Below are 16,639 nucleotides of genomic sequence, written 5' to 3' on the forward strand. Positions count from 1 at the left end.
CCGGGATCAGCCACGGGTGCCCTCCTCCGGCGAGGCCTCGAGCCGCTGCGCGTCCGGGCCGGGCGAGCCGGTGCGGGTGCCGTCGAGCTCCCGCCCGAGCAGGGTCAGGAGCACCACGAGGGACACGCCCACGACCACTCCGCAGTCGGCGATGTTGAAGATCGCGAAGCGCGGCACGGCGATGAAGTCCACGACGTGCCCCACCCCGAAGCCCGGCTCCCGCAGCAGCCGGTCGGTCAGGTTGCCCAGTGCCCCGCCGAGGACCAGACCCAGGGCGAGGGCCCAGGCGCTCGAGCGGACGCGGCGGAGGGTGAGCACGATGAGGACCGAGACGACCACCATCACCAGGGTGAACACCCAGGTGATGTCCTCGCCCAGGGAGAACGCGGCGCCGGGGTTGCGGATGAACTGCCACCACAGCAGGCCCTCCACCACGGGGGTGCGCTCGCCCGGCGTCAGGTGGGAGACCACCCACCACTTGGTCAGCTGGTCCGCGGTGTAGACGAGCACCGCGGCGAGGGCCGCGAGGAGCAGGACGCCCCGCGGCACCCCGGGCTCGGGTGCGCCGGCGGGGACTTCGGGCGGCTCGCTCATGCTCTCCTCGGGTGACGGTTCGGGGTTTCGGGTCCGGCCCGCGGAGCGGGCCGGCGGGACCGCGGTCCCGTCCCATGGTGCCACGTCCGCCCGGGGGCGCCCCGGGACGGGCGACGACGGAGGGACCGGCACGTGGCCGGTCCATCCGTCGGTGCCGCGCCGCGGCCCGGTGGTCAGGCCTGCTCGGTCCGGACCGCGCCGGTGGCGCCGTCCGCCGTCGGCGCGGGCTCGAGCGACGGGGTGGTGTCCAGGTCCTGCAGCTGGTCCTGGATGTAGGTCTTGAGATTGGTGCGGTAGTCCTGCTCGAAGGTGCGCAGGCCCGAAACCCGGGACTGAAGCTCGGCCTGCTCCTCCTGCAGCGCGGTGAGGGTCTCCTCGCGCGTGCGCTGGGCCTCGGTGACGAGCTCCTCGGCCCGGTCCCGGGCCTCGCCGATGATCCGGTCGCGCTCGGCCGTGCCCTCGGCGACGTACTCGTCGTGCAGCTTCTGGGCCATCGCCAGGACGCCGGCCGCGGACTGCGCCGCGCCGGAGGCGGGCGCGGTCTCCGCCGGGGCTGTCCCGGCGGCACCGGTCGCCGGCAGCTCGGCCTCGGCGGGCGCGGCCGGCCCGGCCGCCTCCTGCGGGGCGCCGCCGGCGACCTCACCGGTGGACGGCGCGCCGGCGGTGTCCTCCGCGCCCGGCAGGCCGGGCTCGGAGACGGGCGAGGGCGTGGAGTCCTTGGGGGCGACGGGCTGCCCGGCGGCCTCGAGCTGCTGCTTGAGGTCCGTGTTCTCCTGATTCAGCCGGCGCAGCTCCACGACGATCTCGTCGAGGAAGTCGTCGACCTCGTCCTGGTCGTAGCCCTCCCGGAACTTGGTGGGCTGGAACCGCTTGTTGATGACGTCTTCGGGCGTCAGGGCCATGAGTGCATTCCTTCGTGGGCGGGGCGCGGGCGCGGCCCGCGGCGGGGGATCCGTCCGACCGGGGCCGGGGCGGCACGGTGGCCGGCACCGGGTGGTCGTGCGGTTACAGCGTACAGGCCGGTCCTCGGCCGGACCGGCGGGACGTCCGGCGGGGCGCCGGGTCAGATCAGCATCGAGCCGATGATGCCCTGGACGATGCTGACGGCGAAGATGAGGATGAGGAACCCGAGGTCCAGCGACACCCCGCCGAAGCGCAGGGGCGGCACGATCCGGCGCAGCCACCGCATCGGCGGGTCGGTCACGGTGTACACGGCCGAGGCCCCGACGAGGGCGGCTCCGCGGGGCCGCCAGTTGCGGGCGAACATCTGCACCCAGTCGAGGACGAGGCGCGCGAGCAGCGCGACGTACACGAGGTGCAGCGCCAGGTACAGCACGGAGAGCAGAAGGTCCATCGGTCCGCCTCAGTCCTCCTGCTGGTCGTCGGTCTCGTCCTCGCCGCCGGCGGGGTGCCCGACGACCTCCACGTAGGACGGGGTGAGCAGGAAGACCTTGCCGGTCACCCGCTCGATGGAGCCGTGCAGGGCGAAGACCAGGCCGGCGGAGAAGTCCACCAGGCGCTTGGCCTCGGCGTCGCCCATGTCGCTGACGTTCATGATGACGGGCGTGCCCTCGCGGAAGGCCTCCCCGATGGACTTGGCGTCGTTGTAGGAGCGGGGGTGGACCGTGGTGATGGTGCGCAAGGTCGAGCTGTCCTCTCGAGAGCTGGAGGGGGCGCGTTTGATGGGGGTGACCGGCGCCCGGTACTCGGCCGACCGGCGCGGCACGGCCACCGCGGTGGAGTCGTGGGCGCGGGCCTCGCGCGGCTCCTCGCGGACCGCGACGGCGGACTGGTGCTCCTGGCGGGACGGCGTCGGGTCGTCGTAGTCCTCGTCCGTCTCGGCGAGGCCGAGATAGATCATGGTGCGGCGCAACGCTCCGGCCATGGTGCTCTCCTTGACTGTCTGTGCGGATATCGGCGGTGGGGGGAGTTCCGGGATCCTGGGACCGCCTGCGCCCGTCGTGCTGCCCGGAACGCGGTACGGCCCCGGCCCCGCAGGGCCGTCCTCCAAGCTATCCTACGGGCGCCCGGGGGCCGAGGATATCGGAGCCGACGCGCACGTGCGTGGCTCCCCGGGCGACCGCCTCCTCGAGGTCCTGGCTCATGCCCGCGGACACCGCCGTGGCCTCCGGCAGCGTCCGCCGCAGCTGCTGCGAGAGCTCCTGGAGCCGGCCGAAGGCGGGCCCCGGCGGCGCCCCCAGTGGGGCGACGGCCATAATCCCGCCGGCGCGCAGCCCCTCGGTCCCGGCGATCTGCTCGGCGAGCCCGACGACGTCCTCGGGGCGGGCCCCGCCGCGGCGCTCCTCCGCGTCCAGGGAGACCTGGACGAGGCACGTGAGGTCCTGGTCCGCGCACGGCCCGGGCGCCGCGTCACCGGCCGCCACGGCCTCCCGGTGCCGCTGGACCGCCTTGCCGAGGGCCGTGACCAGGGAGGCCCGGTCCACGGAGTGCACCCAGGACGCGTAGCGCACGACCGACTTCGCCTTGTTGGACTGGAGCTGGCCCACGAAGTGCCAGGTGAGGGGACCGTCCACGAGCCCGGCCACCTCCCGCGCCTTCGCGGCGGCCTCCTGGTCCCGGTTCTCGCCGACGTCCCGGACGCCGAGCCGGTGCAGCCGGGCCACGTCCGCGGCGGGGAAGAACTTCGTGACGGCGACCAGCACGGGCTCCTCGGCCGCCCCGCCGCGCTGCGCCGCGGCGGTGATCCGTGCGCGCACCCGCTCGAGGGAGCGGGAGAGCTCGAGGGTCCGCGGGTCGTTCCCGCCGCCGGCGGCGGCCGGGTCCGCGCTCACGCCGCGTCCCGTCGGCGGGGACCGGCGCCCCAGACGAGACCGACGATGCGGCCGGATCCGGGGTCCCGCCGGTGCGAGGACAGGTGCTCGTTCTCGAGGGTGCAGGAGGAGCCCGCGGCCCCCGTCGGCTCGACGACGCCGACCCCGAGGGCGGACAGCCGCTCCCGGGCCCCGCCGCGGAGGTCGAGGGCCGGGGTGCCCCAGGACGTCGTGGCGGCGACCGCGGGGATCCGCGCGGCGGCCTCCTCGCGCATGGCCGCGGGCACCTCGTAGCAGCTCCCGCAGATCGACGGGCCGAGCCAGGCCGAGAGCCCGCGCGCGCCGCGGCCCCGCAGCTGCTCGACCGCGCGCTCGAGCACGCCGTCGAGCAGGCCGCGGCGGCCGGCGTGCGCCACGCCGGTGACCGGGCCCCGCGGGCCATCCCCCACCAGGACCACGGGCACGCAGTCGGCGACCATCACGGCCAGCGGCACGCCCGTCGCCGTGACGGCGGCGTCCGCGGTCGGCACGGCCGGGCGGTCCTGCCGGTCGGCGTCCAGGACGGCGGTGCCGTGCACCTGGTCGAGGAACACGAGGGCCCCGCCGGCCACGCCGATCGTCCGCTCGAGCGCGGCGCGGCGGGAGCGCACCGCGTCCGGGTCGTCGCCCGTGTGCAGCGCGAGATTGCCCGCGCCGCGGTCCGTGAACGCCACCCGGACGCCCTGCGCGACCTCGTCCTGCCACCAGAACACCGGGGCCTCCTGCCGTGTCTCGTCGTGCCGCCGCCGGGGACCGGCGGCGCGGTTAAAGCGCCCGGGGGCGGACGCGGGTGCTCCGCGTCCGCCCCCGGGGCGCGGAACTCACTTCAGGAAGTCGGGGAAGTCCAGGGAGTCCTTGCGCGCGGAGCCCGCCCCGGCGCCGGCCTCGGCCTCGGCGGGCAGGTCGACGTCGAAGCCGGCGTCGTCGGGCACGTCGTCGTTCTGCACCGGCTGCGCCCACCGCTGCGCGGTGGAGGGCTGGCCGAAGGACGGGGCGCCGCCGCGCTGGGGCGCGCGCCCCAGGCCGGCGGGCTGGCCCGCGCCGGAGCCGAAGGCCGCGCGCGTGGTCGCGGCCTGCTGGGCGGCCGCGTTGGTGTTGTTGGCGTTGGTCTCGGGGCTCACCGAGTCGAAGCCCGCGGCGATGACCGTGACGCGGGCCTGGTCGCCCAGCGCGTCGTCGATGACCGCGCCGAAGATGATGTTCGCCTCCGGGTGGGCGACCTCCTGGACCAGGCGGGCGGCCTCGTTGATCTCGAACAGGCCGAGGTCGGAGCCGCCCTGGATGGACAGCAGCACGCCGTGGGCGCCGTCGATGGAGGCCTCCAGCAGCGGGGACGCGATCGCGAGCTCGGCGGCCTTCACCGCGCGGTCCTCGCCCTGTGCGGCGCCGATGCCCATGAGCGCGGAGCCGGCGCCCTGCATCACCGACTTCACGTCCGCGAAGTCGAGGTTGATCAGGCCCGGGGTGGTGATCAGGTCGGTGATGCCCTGCACGCCCGAGAGGAGCACCTGGTCCGCGGACTTGAAGGCGTCCAGCATGGACACGTTCCGGTCCGAGATGGAGAGCAGCCGGTCGTTGGGGATCACGATGAGGGTGTCGACCTCGTCGCGCAGCGTCTCGATGCCGTTCTCCGCCTGGTTGGACCGGCGCCGGCCCTCAAAGGTGAACGGGCGGGTGACGACGCCGATGGTCAGGGCCCCCAGGGAGCGCGCGATCCGGGCGACCACGGGGGCGCCGCCGGTGCCGGTGCCGCCGCCCTCGCCGGCGGTCACGAAGACCATGTCGGCGCCCTTGAGGACCTCCTCGATCTCCTCGTGGTGGTCCTCCGCCGCCTGGCGCCCCACGTCGGGGTTGGCGCCGGCGCCCAGGCCGCGGGTGAGCTCGCGCCCGACGTCGAGCTTGACGTCGGCGTCGCTCATCAGCAGGGCCTGCGCGTCCGTGTTGATCGCGATGAACTCGACGCCGCGCAGCCCCTCCTCGATCATCCGGTTGACGGCGTTGACGCCGCCGCCGCCGATTCCGACGACCTTGATGACGGCCAAGTAGTTCTGGGGGGTGGAGGAGTCCATGGGTACCTAACTTGAGATGGTTCGGGTCCGGAAACGCGTGCTGTTCCTCGACCTTCGATCGAAGGTCGAACATCAGGCCGTCAGCTGCTGTCCCGGGAGGTTCGATGTCGAGGTCAAGCCTAACAACCACGGGGAGCACCTGCACGACAAGCCATACCGCTTTCGACACTTTTCGCCAAAACCGCACGTCGCACGGCCCTGGGGCGCTACTTTCGACCTCTGGTCGAACCTGAGGCCGGGGGCGAGCACGGACGTGGTCCGTCAGCGCACCACCGGCCGCGTCGGACTCGACACGTCGTAGGTCTCGACCCCGCTGCCGGCGCCGCGCGTCTCGACGAGCTCCCGCAGCACCTGCGACTTGAGCTCGCTGTCCTCGGCGGTGCCCCAGACGACCGTACGGCCGTCGGTGAAGGCCAGCTCCACCGAGGACAGGGACTCCGCCGAGGCGGTGCGCAGCTGGGCGAGCACGGACTCCGGCAGGGCGGCCAGCACGTCGGCGATGGCGTCGAAGCGCTCGCTCTCGAGCACGTCGCGGCCGCCCGTGACGACGGGGACGCCCGCCTCCTCCGCCGAGCCGGCGGTCATCAGCTCCACGCCCTCCGAGTCGACGACCACGAACTCGTCGCCGTCCTCGACGGCCGCCACGGGCACGCGCTCGTGCAGGGCCACCACGAGGTGGTGCGGGGGCTCGAGCAGGACCTCGATGGAGCGGACCTGCGGGATCCGGCCCACCCGGTCCCGCACCTCGTCCTTGGAGATCCGGGTCAGCGGGACGCCCCGGTAGGCCTCCAGCGCGGACTCGACGCGGGCGGGGTCCGTCAGCTCGGCGCCGCGCACCGAGACCTCCCGGACGGCCAGTGCCGGGGAGAGGAACAGGACTCCGGCCAGCACCGCGAGCGCGGCGAGGACGCCGAGGACCGCGCCGATCCGCCGGCGCCGGCGCCGCGCCCCCGGAGAGGCGGGAAAGGCCACGACCGTGGCACCGGACGAGCTGGCGCCGACCGCCGTGGAGCCGGCCGAGGCGGGACCGGCCGAAGTGGAGCCCGCGGAGATGGAGCCCGCTGAGGTGGGACCGGCGGACGAGGGGCCCGCCGAGGCGGGGCCGGCCGCCGTGGCGCCGACCGCGGTGGAACCGGCCCGTGGCGGCTCGTCCGCCGGGGGCACCCGGGAGGCGGTGAGCGTGCGGGACGCGGCCCGCTCCTGCCGGTGCCGCCGCCAGGCGCTGAACCGGCCGCCGGCGGCCGGGACCTCCTCGAGGTCGTCGTCGTCGGCCAGGGGCGTGACCTTGGTGCCGTCGTTCACGCGCACGCGCCCGGCCCGCGGGGAGTCCGTCCCGGGAGCGCCGGCTGCGCCGGGATCCGTGCTCCCGGCCGCGGGGCGGTCCCCGGGCCCGTCCGGCGCGGCCGGGAGACGCTCCGGGGCGGTCCCCTCCCCCGGCGCGGGGGCCGCGCCGGCGCCGTCCCCGGCCGCGTCCCCCAGCCGCGGCTGGTGCGGTCGGCCGTGCCGGCTCATCAGCGGGCTCCGAGCCGGTCCACGAGCCGGGGGCCGAGGGCGGTGACGTCCCCGGCGCCCACCGTGAGCACCAGGTCCCCGGGCCGCGCGGCGCGCACGGCCTGCTCGACGGCGTCGGCGCCGTCCGGCACGTAGCGGACGTGCGCGGGAGCGCGCTCGGTGACGATCTCGCTCGTGAGGCCCGCCAGGGGCTGCTCCCGCGCGGCGTAGATGTCGATGACCAGGGCTTCGTCGGCCAGCGCGAGGGCGTCGGCGAACTCGGCCGCGAACTCGCGCGTGCGGGAGAACAGGTGCGGCTGGAAGATCGCGAGCACCCGGTGCCCGGCCGCGACCTCGCGGGCCGCCGTGAGGGCCGCGACCACCTCGGTGGGGTGGTGGGCGTAGTCGTCGAAGACCCGGATCCCGTCGACCTCGCCCCGCAACTCGAAGCGCCGGGCGGAGCCGTGGAAGCCGGCCAGCCCGCGCACCGCGTCCGCCGGCGGGACGCCGGCCTCGAGGGCCACGCAGAAGGCGGCGGTGGCGTTGAGGACGTTGTGCCGGCCCGGCACCGCGAGCTCGAGCTGCTCCTCGCGGCGGTCCGCGCCCTCCCCCAGCAGCAGCGTGCTGCGGGTGCGCAGCCCGTCCGCCGCCCCGGGGAGCACCCGGACGTCGGAGCCCGGGTCCGTGCCGTAGCTGACGACCCGCCCGCCGGCGGCCCGGTGGCGCTCCGCGAGCGCCCGCGAGCCGGGGTCGTCCTGGCAGGCCACGAGCAGCCCGTCCCGGGGCAGCGTGGCCGCGAACTCGTCGAAGGCCCGGAAGAAGGCCTCGCGGGAGGCGTAGTGGTCGAGGTGGTCGGGCTCGATGTTGGTGACCACGGCGATCCGCGGCGCGTACGCCAGGAAGGAGCCGTCCGACTCGTCGGCCTCCGCCACGAACCACCGGCCCGGGCCGAGGGCCGCGTTGGAGCCGAGGTCCGCCACGTGCGCGCCGATGGCCCAGGAGGGCCCGAGCCCGGCGGCGTGCAGCGTGAGCGCGGCCATCGCACTGGTGGTGGTCTTGCCGTGGGTGCCGGCCACGGCCACGACGTCGCGGCCGTGCATCGCGGCGGCGAGCGCCGCGGAGCGGTGGAGCACGCGCAGCCCGGCGGCCCGGGCGGCGGCGTACTCGGGGTCCTCGGGCGGGATCGCGGTCGAGACGACCACGGTCTGCGCCCCCTCGACGTGGCGGGCGTGCTGGCCCACGTGCACGGTGGCGCCCAGGTCCTGGAGCTGGCGCAGGCCCGGCGAGTCCTGCCGGTCCGAGCCGCTGACGGGCACCCCGCGGGCGAGCATGAGCTTCGCGACGGCGGACATCCCCGCCCCGCCCATGCCGATGAAGTGCACCCGGCCCAGCCGGGCGGGGTCGGTCTCGTGCTCAGCGTCCACGGGGGACCTCCTCGAGGATCAGCCGTGCCAGCACGGTGTCGGCGTCGCGCACGCCGTGGCCGCGGCTCGCGGCGGCCATCGCGGCGAGCCGGCCGGGGTCGGCCAGCAGCGGGTGGACGTGCCGGCGGTACCAGTCGGGGGTGAACGCGTCGTCGGCCACGAGCTGCGCCGCGCCGGCCGCCACGAGGGAGGCGGCGTTGAGGGCCTGCTCGCCGTTGCCGACGGGCAGCGGGACGAACACGGCGGGCAGCCCGACGGCCGCGACCTCCGAGACGGTCGCGGCGCCGGCGCGGGCCACCAGCAGGTCCGCGGCGGCGTAGACGCGCTCCATCCCGTCCACGTACTCCACCTGCACGTAGCCGGGGGCGCTCAGCGGCGCGCCGTCGTCCCGGGTGAGCTGCTTGCCCCGGCCGGTGACGTGCAGGAGCTGGTGGCCGTGCTCGGCGACCTCCTCGGCCACGCCGGCCACGGTCCGGTTCATGGCGAGGGCGCCCGAGGAGCCGCCGGTGACCACCACGGTGGGCAGGTCGGGGTCGAGCCCGAAGGAGCGGCGCGCCTCGGCGCGCAGCGCCTCGCGGTCCAGGCGCGAGATCTCCCGGCGCATGGGCATGCCGACGGTCACGGCCCCGCGCAGCGGGGTGCCGGGGAACGCGACGGCCACGGTCCGGGCCCAGCGCGCGCCCACCCGGTTGGCCAGTCCCGGCCGGGCGTTGGCCTCGTGGACCACGATGGGCAGGCCCCGCCGGGCGGCGGCGAGGTAGACGGGGGTGCAGACGTACCCGCCGACGCCGAGCACCACGTCGGGCCGGACGCGGTCCAGGATCTCCCCCGCCTGGCGCACGGCGCCGAGGAGGCGCCCCGGCAGCCGGACGAGGTCCACGGAGGGCCGGCGGGGCAGCGGCACGCGGTCGACGAGCTCGAGCTCGAGCTCGAGTCCGGCCTGCGGGACGAGCCGCGTCTCCATCCCGGACGCGGTGCCCACCGCCGTGAGCCGGGCCTGCGGGGCCTGCTCGCGCAGGGCGGCGGCCACGGCGAGGAGCGGGCTGACGTGCCCGGCGGTGCCCCCGCCGGCCAGCAGGACCGACGGCGCGGGGCCTCCGGTGGTGGGTTCGGACGGTGTCATGCGCGATCCTCGTTCGGGGTGCGGGGGCGGGGGGTGCGGGTGGGGACCTGGATCCGGCGCGGCAGCCGGGTGAAGGACATCACCACGCCGACGGCCGCGAGGCTCATCAGCAGCGACGACCCACCGTAGCTGATGAACGGGAGGGGGATGCCGATCACGGGCAGCACGCCCGTGACCATGCCGATGTTGATGAACGCCTGGCCGACGAGCCAGGTGACGATGCAGGCGGTGGCGATCCGGACGAAGCCGCTGCGGGCGCGCAGGATCACGCGGGCCATCGCCAGGGCCATGACCGCGAACAGGGCCAGGATCAGCACCGTGCCCAGCAGGCCCAGCTCCTCGCCGATGATCGAGAAGATGTAGTCGTTGTGCGCCTCGGGGACGTAGTTGTACTTGAGCCGGGACTGGCCCAGGCCCACGCCCCACCAGCCGCCGGAGGCGAGAGCGTTGAGCCCCTGCTCGGCCTGGTAGCAGGCGTCGGTGGCCCCGCACTCGCCGAACAGCCAGCCGGTGATCCGGTCCACGCGGTGCGGCGCGGTGACGATCGCCAGCGTGCCGGCCAGCGCGGCCCCGGCGGCCGCTAGCACGAACAGGCGCAGCGGCGCCCCGGCGAAGAACAGCGCGGCCGCGTAGATGAGGACGAAGACCAGGGCCGTGCCCACGTCGTCGCCGAGCACGATCATCAGGGCGGGCACCCCGATGCCCAGGGCCGAGGGCCACAGGGCCTGGCGCCAGTCCCGCACGGCGTCGCCCTGCCGGGCCAGGACCGCCGCCAGCCAGAGGGCGACGGCGAGCTTGGCCGCCTCGGACGGCTGGAAGGACTGCCCGCCCACCACGATCCAGTTCCGGTTGCCGTTGATCTCCTGCCCCAGCGGGGTGAAGACGAGCAGCAGCAGCAGCACGGCGAGGACGAGGAGCCCGGTGGCGCCCCGGCGGTACCAGGAGGTGGGCACGAAGGAGAGCCCGAACATCAGGAGCACGCCCAGCCCCCCGTAGGTGGCCTGCTTGACGAAGTACGAGTAGGCGGACTCCTGCGCGGAGATCGACTCCACCGCCGAGGCGGAGAGCACCATCATGATGCCGATGGCCGTGAGCAGCAGCACGGATCCGGCCAGGGCGTAGTAGGAGTGGACGAGCGGGCCGTCCACCAGGGCCCGCCAGAAGCGGCGGGCCCCGCCGAGGGAGCCGCGGGCCGTCTCCGCGAGCCCCGGGCGGTCCCGCACCTCGGTCACGAGAGCCGTCCCACGAGGTCGGCGACCTCCCGGACGAACGCGTCGCCGCGGTGGGCGTAGGAGCTGAACTGGTCCATCGAGGCGGACGCCGGGGCCATCAGCACCGTGTCGCCCTGCTGGGCGACCTCGTGGGCGAGCCGGACGGCCTCGCCCATCACGGCGTCGCCCGCCCCGGCGCCGGGCCGCTCCGCCGTGCGCAGGACGGGGACCTGCGGGGCGTGGGCGGCGAGCGCGGCGAGCAGCGAGTCGTTGTCCGTGCCGATGAGCACCACGGTGCGCAGCCGCCCGGCGTGCCGGGCGACGAGCCGGTCGTAGGAGACGCCCTTGGACAGGCCGCCGGCGATCCACACCACGGAGTCGAACGCGGACAGCGCGGCGTCGGCCGCGTGCGGGTTGGTGGCCTTGGAGTCGTTGATCCACAGCACGCCGTGGGTCGTGGCGACGGCCTGGATCCGGTGGTCGCCGGGCTCCCAGTCGCGCAGCCCCTCCCGCACGGCCTCCGGCGGTGCGCCGGCCGCCCGGGCCAGCGCCGCGGCGGCCAGGGCGTTGGCCACGCCGTGGGGCGTGGGGAGGGGGCCGGTGTCGGTGATCGAGGCGAGCTCGAGGGCGGAGCCGCGGCGGTCGTCGAGGAAGGCCCGGTCCACGAGCAGGTCCTCCACGACGCCGAGCATGCTGACGTCCGGGGTCTCGAGGGTGAAGCCCACCGCGCGGCAGCCCTCCACGACGTCGGCCTCCTCGACCATGCGCACGGTCTCGGCCTGCTGGGCGTTGTAGACGCAGGCCACCCGGGTGTGCTCGTAGATCCGGGACTTGTCCGCCACGTAGTTGTCGTAGCCGCCGTGCCAGTCCACGTGGTCCTCGGCCACGTTGAGCACCACGGAGGCCAGCGGCGACATCGAGGACGTCCAGTGCAGCTGGAAGCTGGAGAGCTCCACGGCGAGGACGTCGTGCTCGACCGGCTCGCGCAGCGCGTCCAGGATCGGGGTGCCCACGTTGCCGACGGCGGCCGCGGTGAGCCCGGCGGCCCGCAGCATCGCCGCGGTCATCCCGACCGTGGTGGTCTTGCCGTTCGTGCCGGTGATGCAGACCCACTCGGCGGTCCTGCGCCCGGCGCGCTCGCGGACCCGCCAGGCGAGCTCCACGTCGCCCCAGATCTGGATGCCCTCGGCGGCCGCGGCGGCGAGCAGGGGGTGGTCGGGCCGCAGCCCCGGGGAGGTGACGACCAGGTCGGGGCGGGCGCCCTCGACGTCGGGCACGGCCTCCTGGTGGCTCTCCCCCAGCAGGACCTCGGCGGCGCCCACGATGCGCAGGGTGTCGGCCTTCGCCCGGGTCCCGGGGGTGTCCGCCCCGTCGACGACGACGACGCGGGCGCCGAGCTCGATCAGGGTGTCCGCGGCGGCGAAGCCCGACACGCCGATCCCGGCCACGACCACGCGCAGCCCGGCCCAGTCGGCGTCCCAGCTGGTGAGCCCGGCGAGCCGGGGGCGGTCCAGGACGGGGTTGTCGTTGCTCGCGTGGATCATTGGATCATTCCTCCGTGGGAGAGCAGCCAGTCGCCGTAGAAGACGCCGAGCGCGGCCGCGACGAACAGCCCGGCGATGATCCAGAAGCGGACCACGATGGTCACCTCGTTCCAGCCCTTGAGCTCGAAGTGGTGCTGCAGCGGCGCCATCTTGAAGATGCGCTTGCCGCCGGAGAGCTTGAAGTAGCCGACCTGCAGGATGACGGAGACCGTGATCACCACGAACAGCCCGGCGATGAGCACGAGCAGCAGCTCGGTGCGGGTGAGCACCGCGAACGCGGCGAGCGCGCCGCCGAGGCCGAGGGAGCCCGTGTCGCCCATGAAGATCTTTGCCGGGGAGGTGTTCCACCACAGGAACCCCACGAGGGCCCCGACCAGGGCGGCGGCGGTGAGGGCGAGGTCGGCGGCGTCGCGCACCTCGTAGCAGACCCCCTGGGCCACGGACCCGCAGAGGTGGGTGTTCTGCCACATGGCGATCAGCAGGTAGCCGCTGAAGACGAGGATGGACGCGCCGGTGGCGAGGCCGTCGAGGCCGTCGGTGAGGTTGACGGCGTTGGTGGTGGCGGTGGCGATCAGGTTCACCCAGATCACGAACAGCACGGCGCCCACCACCGTGCCCGCGAACGCGAGGTCGAGGGAGGTGTCCCGGGTCACGGAGATCGCGGAGGACGCCGGGGTGGCGCCCTGCGGACCGGGCACGAGCAGCACGAGCAGCGCGAACGCGGAGCCGATGAGGCCCTGCAGGACGATCTTCCCCACGGGGCTGAGCCCGAGGTTCTGCTTCTTGGCGATCTTCTTGTAGTCGTCGATGAAGCCGACGAAGCCCATGCCCAGCATCAGCAGCAGCGCGGAGAGCCCGGAGAGGGTGACGCCGCCGTAGGCCGGCCACACGAGCCCGGAGATCAGGTGGGTCAGCCCGTAGGCGAGCACCACGGAGCCGAGGATGGCGACCCCGCCCATGGTGGGCGTCCCGCGCTTGGTGTGGTGGCTCGTGGGCCCGTCGTCCCGGATGAACTGGCCGTAGCCGCGCCGGGCGAGGAACTTGATGAAGGCCGGGGTGCCGAAGAGGGACAGCACCAGCGCGAAGCAGGCCGCCATGAGGATCTGGATCATGCCGGCTCGTTCCCCTCCGCGGGCGTTCCCGGGGCGGTGGGCCTCCCGCTCGGGTCGAGGGAGGCGTTGACGAAGGGGCCGGCCGAGAGCCAGTGGTCGCCGCGCGCCGGGGCGTCGTTGCCGGGGGCGGGCCCGCCGGCGCCGCTGCCCGCGCCGGCCGCCACCCGGTCCCCCAGGATCCGCAGCCCGGCGGCGTTGGAGGACTTGAAGAGCACGACGTCACCGGGTGCGAGCTCCTCGCGCAGGATCTCCTCGGCGTCCTCCGGGGTGGCCGCCCAGGTCGCCTCGTTGCCCCACGAGCCCTCGAGCTGGGCGGCGTCGTACACGGGGCGGGCGAGGTCGCCGACCGCGATCAGCTTGGAGATGTTCAGCCGCACGACCATCCGGCCCAGGGCGTCGTGCTCCTCCACGGTGCTGTCGCCGAGCTCCAGCATGCCGCCGAGCACCGCCCAGGTGCGCCGGGGTGCCGAGCCGCCGGAGCCGCGGCCCAGCTGGGCCAGGGTCTGCAGCGCGGCGCGCATCGACTGGGGGTTGGCGTTGTAGGCGTCGTTGATCACCGTCACCCCGTCGGCCCGCTCGGTGCGCTCCATCCGCCACCGGCTCGCGGCGCCCTGGGCGTTGAGCGAGGCCGCGATCCGCTCCGGGGCGACCCCGGCCACGAAGGCGGCGGACGCCGCCGCGAGCAGGTTGGTGACGTGGTGCTCCCCGATGAGCCGGGAGACGATCCGGTGCTCGGAGCCGTCCGGGAAGTGCAGGCGGAACTCCGGGCTGCCCCCGGGTCCGAGCCGGACCTCGGAGGCGTGCACCCGGGCGGCCGGGACCTCGGGCAGCACGTTCGCCGGGGACTCCCCGAAGAACAGCACGGGCGCGGCGGTGCGGCGGTGCATCTGGCGGACCAGGACGTCGTCGTCGTTGAGGACCGCCACGCCGTCGGCGCGCAGGGACTCGACGAGCTCGCCCTTGGCGCGGGCGATGTTGGCGACGCCGCCGAACTCGCCGGCGTGGGCGGAGCCGACGCACAGGACCACCCCGACGTCGGGGCGGACCATCCGGCACAGGTAGTCGATGTTGCCGATCTTCGTGGCGCCCATCTCGATGATGAGGAACCGGGTGTCCGGCTCGGCCTCGAACACGGTCAGCGGCACGCCGACCTCCCCGTTGTACGACCCGCGGGGCGCGACCGTGGGACCCTCCGCGGAGAAGATGCCCCGCAGGAGGTCCTTGGTGGTGGTCTTGCCGACGGAGCCGGTGACGGCGATGACCTTCACCTCGTGGTCGGCGCGCAGCTGGGCCACGACCCAGGAGGCGAGCCGGCCCATCGCCTCGACCACGTCGGGGACCAGCACGGCCGGGTAGGCGACGCCCGCGGCGTCGGGCACCTCGCGCTCGACGAGGGCGAGCACGGCACCGGCGGCGAAGGCGGCGCCCACGTACTCGTGGCCGTCGGTGACCTCGCCCGGCTTGGCGACGAACAGGGTCCCGGGACGGGCCTCCCGGGAGTCGGTGGCGACGTGCTGGACGGCGGGCGCCTCGGCGGCGGCGCCGACGGGGCGGCCCCCCGTGATCTGCGCGAGCTGTGCGGCGGTGAGTGCGATCATCGGTTCTCCCAACGGTCCTGCTGCCCGTCGGCCAGCGCGGCCCGCAGCTCTTCCCTGTCGTCCAGCGGGTGGTCCACGCCCCGGATCTCCTGGACCGTCTCGTGCCCGCGGCCGGCCACGAGGACCGAGTCGTCGGGTCCGGCCATGGCCACCGCGGCGCGGATGGCCACGGCGCGGGGCTCGAGCACGAGCACCTCCTGGGCCCTGGCCCCGGCGTCGCGGGCCGCGAACGCTCCCGCGGCGACCTCGGCGCGGATCTGCCCGGGGTCCTCGTCGTGCGGGTCGTCGTCCGTGACGATCACGACGTCGGCGTGCCGGGCGGCGATCTCGCCCATGACGGGGCGCTTGGACCGGTCCCGTTCGCCCGTGGCCCCGAAGACCACGATGACGCGGCCGTCCTCGTCGGGGGGCTCGACGGCGGCGAGCGCGCGGCGCAGGGCGTCCGGGTTGTGCGCGAAGTCGACGACGGCGGTCGGCTGCGTGCCGACGAGCTGCATCCGCCCGGGCACGTCCGTGGTGAGGGGGTCCGCCTCGTCGAGCACGCGCTGCACGTCGGCGGCGTCGACCCCGGAGGCCACGACCATGACCACGGCGAGCGCGGCGTTGGCCACGTTGAAGTCGCCCGGCAGGCCCGTGGACACGCGCAGCGTCCGGCCGTCCCGGTGCCGCAGCGTGAAGGAGTGGCCGATCCCGCGGCGGGTCAGGGTGCTCAGGGTCCAGTCCGCGCCGGTCCGGTCCGCTCCGGCGTCCCGGTCCCCCGGCACACCGCCGCGCAGGGCGATGGTGTCCACCAGCTCCGGGCCGAGCTGCTCCCGGGCGTGCTCGGCCATCCGCAGGCCCCAGACGTCGTCCTCGTCCTGGACCACCACCACGGCCCTGCGGGTCCGCTCCGGGGTGAGCAGCTGGGCCTTCACCGCGAAGTACTCGTCCATCGAGCCGTGCAGGTCGAGGTGGTCCTGGGTCAGGTTGGTGAACCCGGCGACGTCGAAGCGGACCCCGTCCACCCGGTGGAACTGCAGGGCGTGGGAGGAGACCTCCATGGACGCCGCCGTGATGCCGCGCTCGCGCATGAGCGCGAGCAGCGCGTGCACGTGCGGGGCCTCCGGGGTGGTGAGCCGGGAGGGGATCGACTCGTCGCCGGCGAGGATCTCGATCGTCCCGATCAGACCCGTGCGGTGGCCGAGCGCCCGGAGCACCGAGTTGGTGAAGTAGGTCGTGGTCGTCTTGCCGTTGGTGCCGGTCACCGCGAACAGGGCCGGGGCGGTCCCGTCCTCCGGCCGGGAGCCGTAGACGCGCGCGGCGATCGCGCCCACGGACCGGCGCGGGTCCGGGGCCTCGACCACGGGCAGCCGGATGCCGGCGTCCCGCAGGATCCCGGCGCCCTCGGCGTCGGTGAGCACCGCGGCGGCGCCCGAGCGCTCGGCGGCCGCGGCGAACCGGGCGCCGTGGGTGCGGGCCCCGGGCAGGGCCGCGTAGAGGTCGCCGGGACGCAGCTGCCGGGAGTCCAGGGAGATGCCGGTGACCTCCACGGCGCGGGACGGGGCGGTGCCGCCGGCGAGCCGGGCGGTCTCCGCGAGGCTCAGCGGCCGGGGCCGGGCGGGGCGCATCGTCTGCGCGTCGTGTCCCTGCTGGGCTGTCGCGTCCATCAACGTCCTTCGTGGTC

General features: G+C 75.1%; 15 protein-coding genes. All 15 read right to left on the reverse strand.

The window, feature by feature from the left end; translation table 11 throughout:
- Positions 1–6: 6 nt before the first annotated feature.
- The 15 genes from lspA to AVL61_RS07425 all read right to left on the reverse strand — a co-directional run bounded on the left by lspA (position 7) and on the right by AVL61_RS07425 (position 16,622).
- The gene (lspA, locus tag AVL61_RS07355; protein WP_058873707.1) at positions 7–594 is read right to left on the reverse strand and encodes a signal peptidase II; all 588 of its coding nucleotides are present in this window, start codon (positions 592–594) and stop codon (positions 7–9) included.
- Positions 595–767: 173 nt separating this feature from the next.
- Positions 768–1,496 (reverse strand): DivIVA domain-containing protein, encoded by a 729-nt coding sequence (locus AVL61_RS07360; RefSeq protein WP_058873708.1) that lies wholly within the window; start codon positions 1,494–1,496, stop codon positions 768–770.
- A gap of 161 nt (positions 1,497–1,657) precedes the next feature.
- Positions 1,658–1,948, reverse strand: coding sequence for a YggT family protein (locus AVL61_RS07365; protein ID WP_058873709.1), 291 nt, complete (start codon positions 1,946–1,948; stop codon positions 1,658–1,660).
- A gap of 9 nt (positions 1,949–1,957) precedes the next feature.
- Positions 1,958–2,479: a cell division protein SepF gene (locus AVL61_RS07370; RefSeq protein ID WP_058873710.1), complete on the reverse strand. Its 522-nt coding sequence runs from the start codon at positions 2,477–2,479 to the stop codon at positions 1,958–1,960.
- Between the two features lie 127 nt (positions 2,480–2,606).
- Positions 2,607–3,386 (reverse strand): YggS family pyridoxal phosphate-dependent enzyme, encoded by a 780-nt coding sequence (locus AVL61_RS07375; RefSeq protein WP_058873711.1) that lies wholly within the window; start codon positions 3,384–3,386, stop codon positions 2,607–2,609.
- On the reverse strand, positions 3,383–4,117 hold the full coding sequence (locus AVL61_RS07380; RefSeq protein WP_058873712.1) for a purine nucleoside phosphorylase YfiH/LACC1 family protein: 735 nt from the start codon (positions 4,115–4,117) through the stop codon (positions 3,383–3,385). The genes AVL61_RS07375 and AVL61_RS07380 overlap by 4 nt, the downstream gene beginning before the upstream one ends.
- A 108-nt stretch (positions 4,118–4,225) precedes the next feature.
- A complete protein-coding gene (gene ftsZ, locus AVL61_RS07385) occupies positions 4,226–5,473 on the reverse strand; it encodes a cell division protein FtsZ (RefSeq protein ID WP_058873713.1) in 1,248 nt (415 codons plus the stop codon).
- Positions 5,474–5,734: 261 nt separating this feature from the next.
- Positions 5,735–6,985: a cell division protein FtsQ/DivIB gene (locus tag AVL61_RS07390; protein ID WP_058873714.1), complete on the reverse strand. Its 1,251-nt coding sequence runs from the start codon at positions 6,983–6,985 to the stop codon at positions 5,735–5,737.
- Positions 6,985–8,388: a UDP-N-acetylmuramate--L-alanine ligase gene (gene murC / locus AVL61_RS07395; protein WP_058873715.1), complete on the reverse strand. Its 1,404-nt coding sequence runs from the start codon at positions 8,386–8,388 to the stop codon at positions 6,985–6,987. The genes AVL61_RS07390 and murC overlap by 1 nt, the downstream gene beginning before the upstream one ends.
- A complete protein-coding gene (gene murG / locus AVL61_RS07400; protein ID WP_058873716.1) occupies positions 8,378–9,511 on the reverse strand; it encodes an undecaprenyldiphospho-muramoylpentapeptide beta-N-acetylglucosaminyltransferase in 1,134 nt (377 codons plus the stop codon). Before murG ends, murC begins: the two co-directional genes overlap by 11 nt.
- Complete coding sequence (ftsW, locus tag AVL61_RS07405) at positions 9,508–10,743, reverse strand: putative lipid II flippase FtsW (protein ID WP_058873717.1); 1,236 nt, start codon at positions 10,741–10,743, stop codon at positions 9,508–9,510. Before ftsW ends, murG begins: the two co-directional genes overlap by 4 nt.
- Positions 10,740–12,266: a UDP-N-acetylmuramoyl-L-alanine--D-glutamate ligase gene (gene murD, locus AVL61_RS07410; RefSeq protein ID WP_058873718.1), complete on the reverse strand. Its 1,527-nt coding sequence runs from the start codon at positions 12,264–12,266 to the stop codon at positions 10,740–10,742. The genes ftsW and murD overlap by 4 nt, the downstream gene beginning before the upstream one ends.
- Positions 12,263–13,378 (reverse strand): phospho-N-acetylmuramoyl-pentapeptide-transferase, encoded by a 1,116-nt coding sequence (gene mraY, locus AVL61_RS07415; RefSeq protein ID WP_058873719.1) that lies wholly within the window; start codon positions 13,376–13,378, stop codon positions 12,263–12,265. The genes murD and mraY overlap by 4 nt, the downstream gene beginning before the upstream one ends.
- On the reverse strand, positions 13,375–14,976 hold the full coding sequence (locus tag AVL61_RS07420; protein ID WP_058873720.1) for a UDP-N-acetylmuramoyl-tripeptide--D-alanyl-D-alanine ligase: 1,602 nt from the start codon (positions 14,974–14,976) through the stop codon (positions 13,375–13,377). Before AVL61_RS07420 ends, mraY begins: the two co-directional genes overlap by 4 nt.
- Positions 14,973–16,622: a UDP-N-acetylmuramoyl-L-alanyl-D-glutamate--2,6-diaminopimelate ligase gene (locus AVL61_RS07425; protein ID WP_058873721.1), complete on the reverse strand. Its 1,650-nt coding sequence runs from the start codon at positions 16,620–16,622 to the stop codon at positions 14,973–14,975. Before AVL61_RS07425 ends, AVL61_RS07420 begins: the two co-directional genes overlap by 4 nt.
- Positions 16,623–16,639: the final 17 nt, after the last annotated feature.

It is taken from the genome of Kocuria rosea subsp. polaris (genome assembly GCF_001483755.1).
Lineage (GTDB): Bacteria > Actinomycetota > Actinomycetes > Actinomycetales > Micrococcaceae > Kocuria > Kocuria cellulosilytica.

What these genes read in the sequence shown, in the direction of transcription:
- murG (WP_058873716.1), bottom strand. Translation starts at nt 9,511, where the DNA reads ATGACACCGTCCGAACCCACCACCGGAGGCCCCGCGCCGTCGGTCCTG.
- AVL61_RS07365 (WP_058873709.1), bottom strand. Translation starts at nt 1,948, where the DNA reads ATGGACCTTCTGCTCTCCGTGCTGTACCTGGCGCTGCACCTCGTGTAC.
- AVL61_RS07425 (WP_058873721.1), bottom strand. Translation starts at nt 16,622, where the DNA reads ATGGACGCGACAGCCCAGCAGGGACACGACGCGCAGACGATGCGCCCC.
- ftsZ (WP_058873713.1), bottom strand. Translation starts at nt 5,473, where the DNA reads ATGGACTCCTCCACCCCCCAGAACTACTTGGCCGTCATCAAGGTCGTC.
- AVL61_RS07420 (WP_058873720.1), bottom strand. Translation starts at nt 14,976, where the DNA reads ATGATCGCACTCACCGCCGCACAGCTCGCGCAGATCACGGGGGGCCGC.
- mraY (WP_058873719.1), bottom strand. Translation starts at nt 13,378, where the DNA reads ATGATCCAGATCCTCATGGCGGCCTGCTTCGCGCTGGTGCTGTCCCTC.
- AVL61_RS07360 (WP_058873708.1), bottom strand. Translation starts at nt 1,496, where the DNA reads ATGGCCCTGACGCCCGAAGACGTCATCAACAAGCGGTTCCAGCCCACC.
- AVL61_RS07370 (WP_058873710.1), bottom strand. Translation starts at nt 2,479, where the DNA reads ATGGCCGGAGCGTTGCGCCGCACCATGATCTATCTCGGCCTCGCCGAG.
- murD (WP_058873718.1), bottom strand. Translation starts at nt 12,266, where the DNA reads ATGATCCACGCGAGCAACGACAACCCCGTCCTGGACCGCCCCCGGCTC.
- AVL61_RS07390 (WP_058873714.1), bottom strand. Translation starts at nt 6,985, where the DNA reads ATGAGCCGGCACGGCCGACCGCACCAGCCGCGGCTGGGGGACGCGGCC.
- lspA (WP_058873707.1), bottom strand. Translation starts at nt 594, where the DNA reads ATGAGCGAGCCGCCCGAAGTCCCCGCCGGCGCACCCGAGCCCGGGGTG.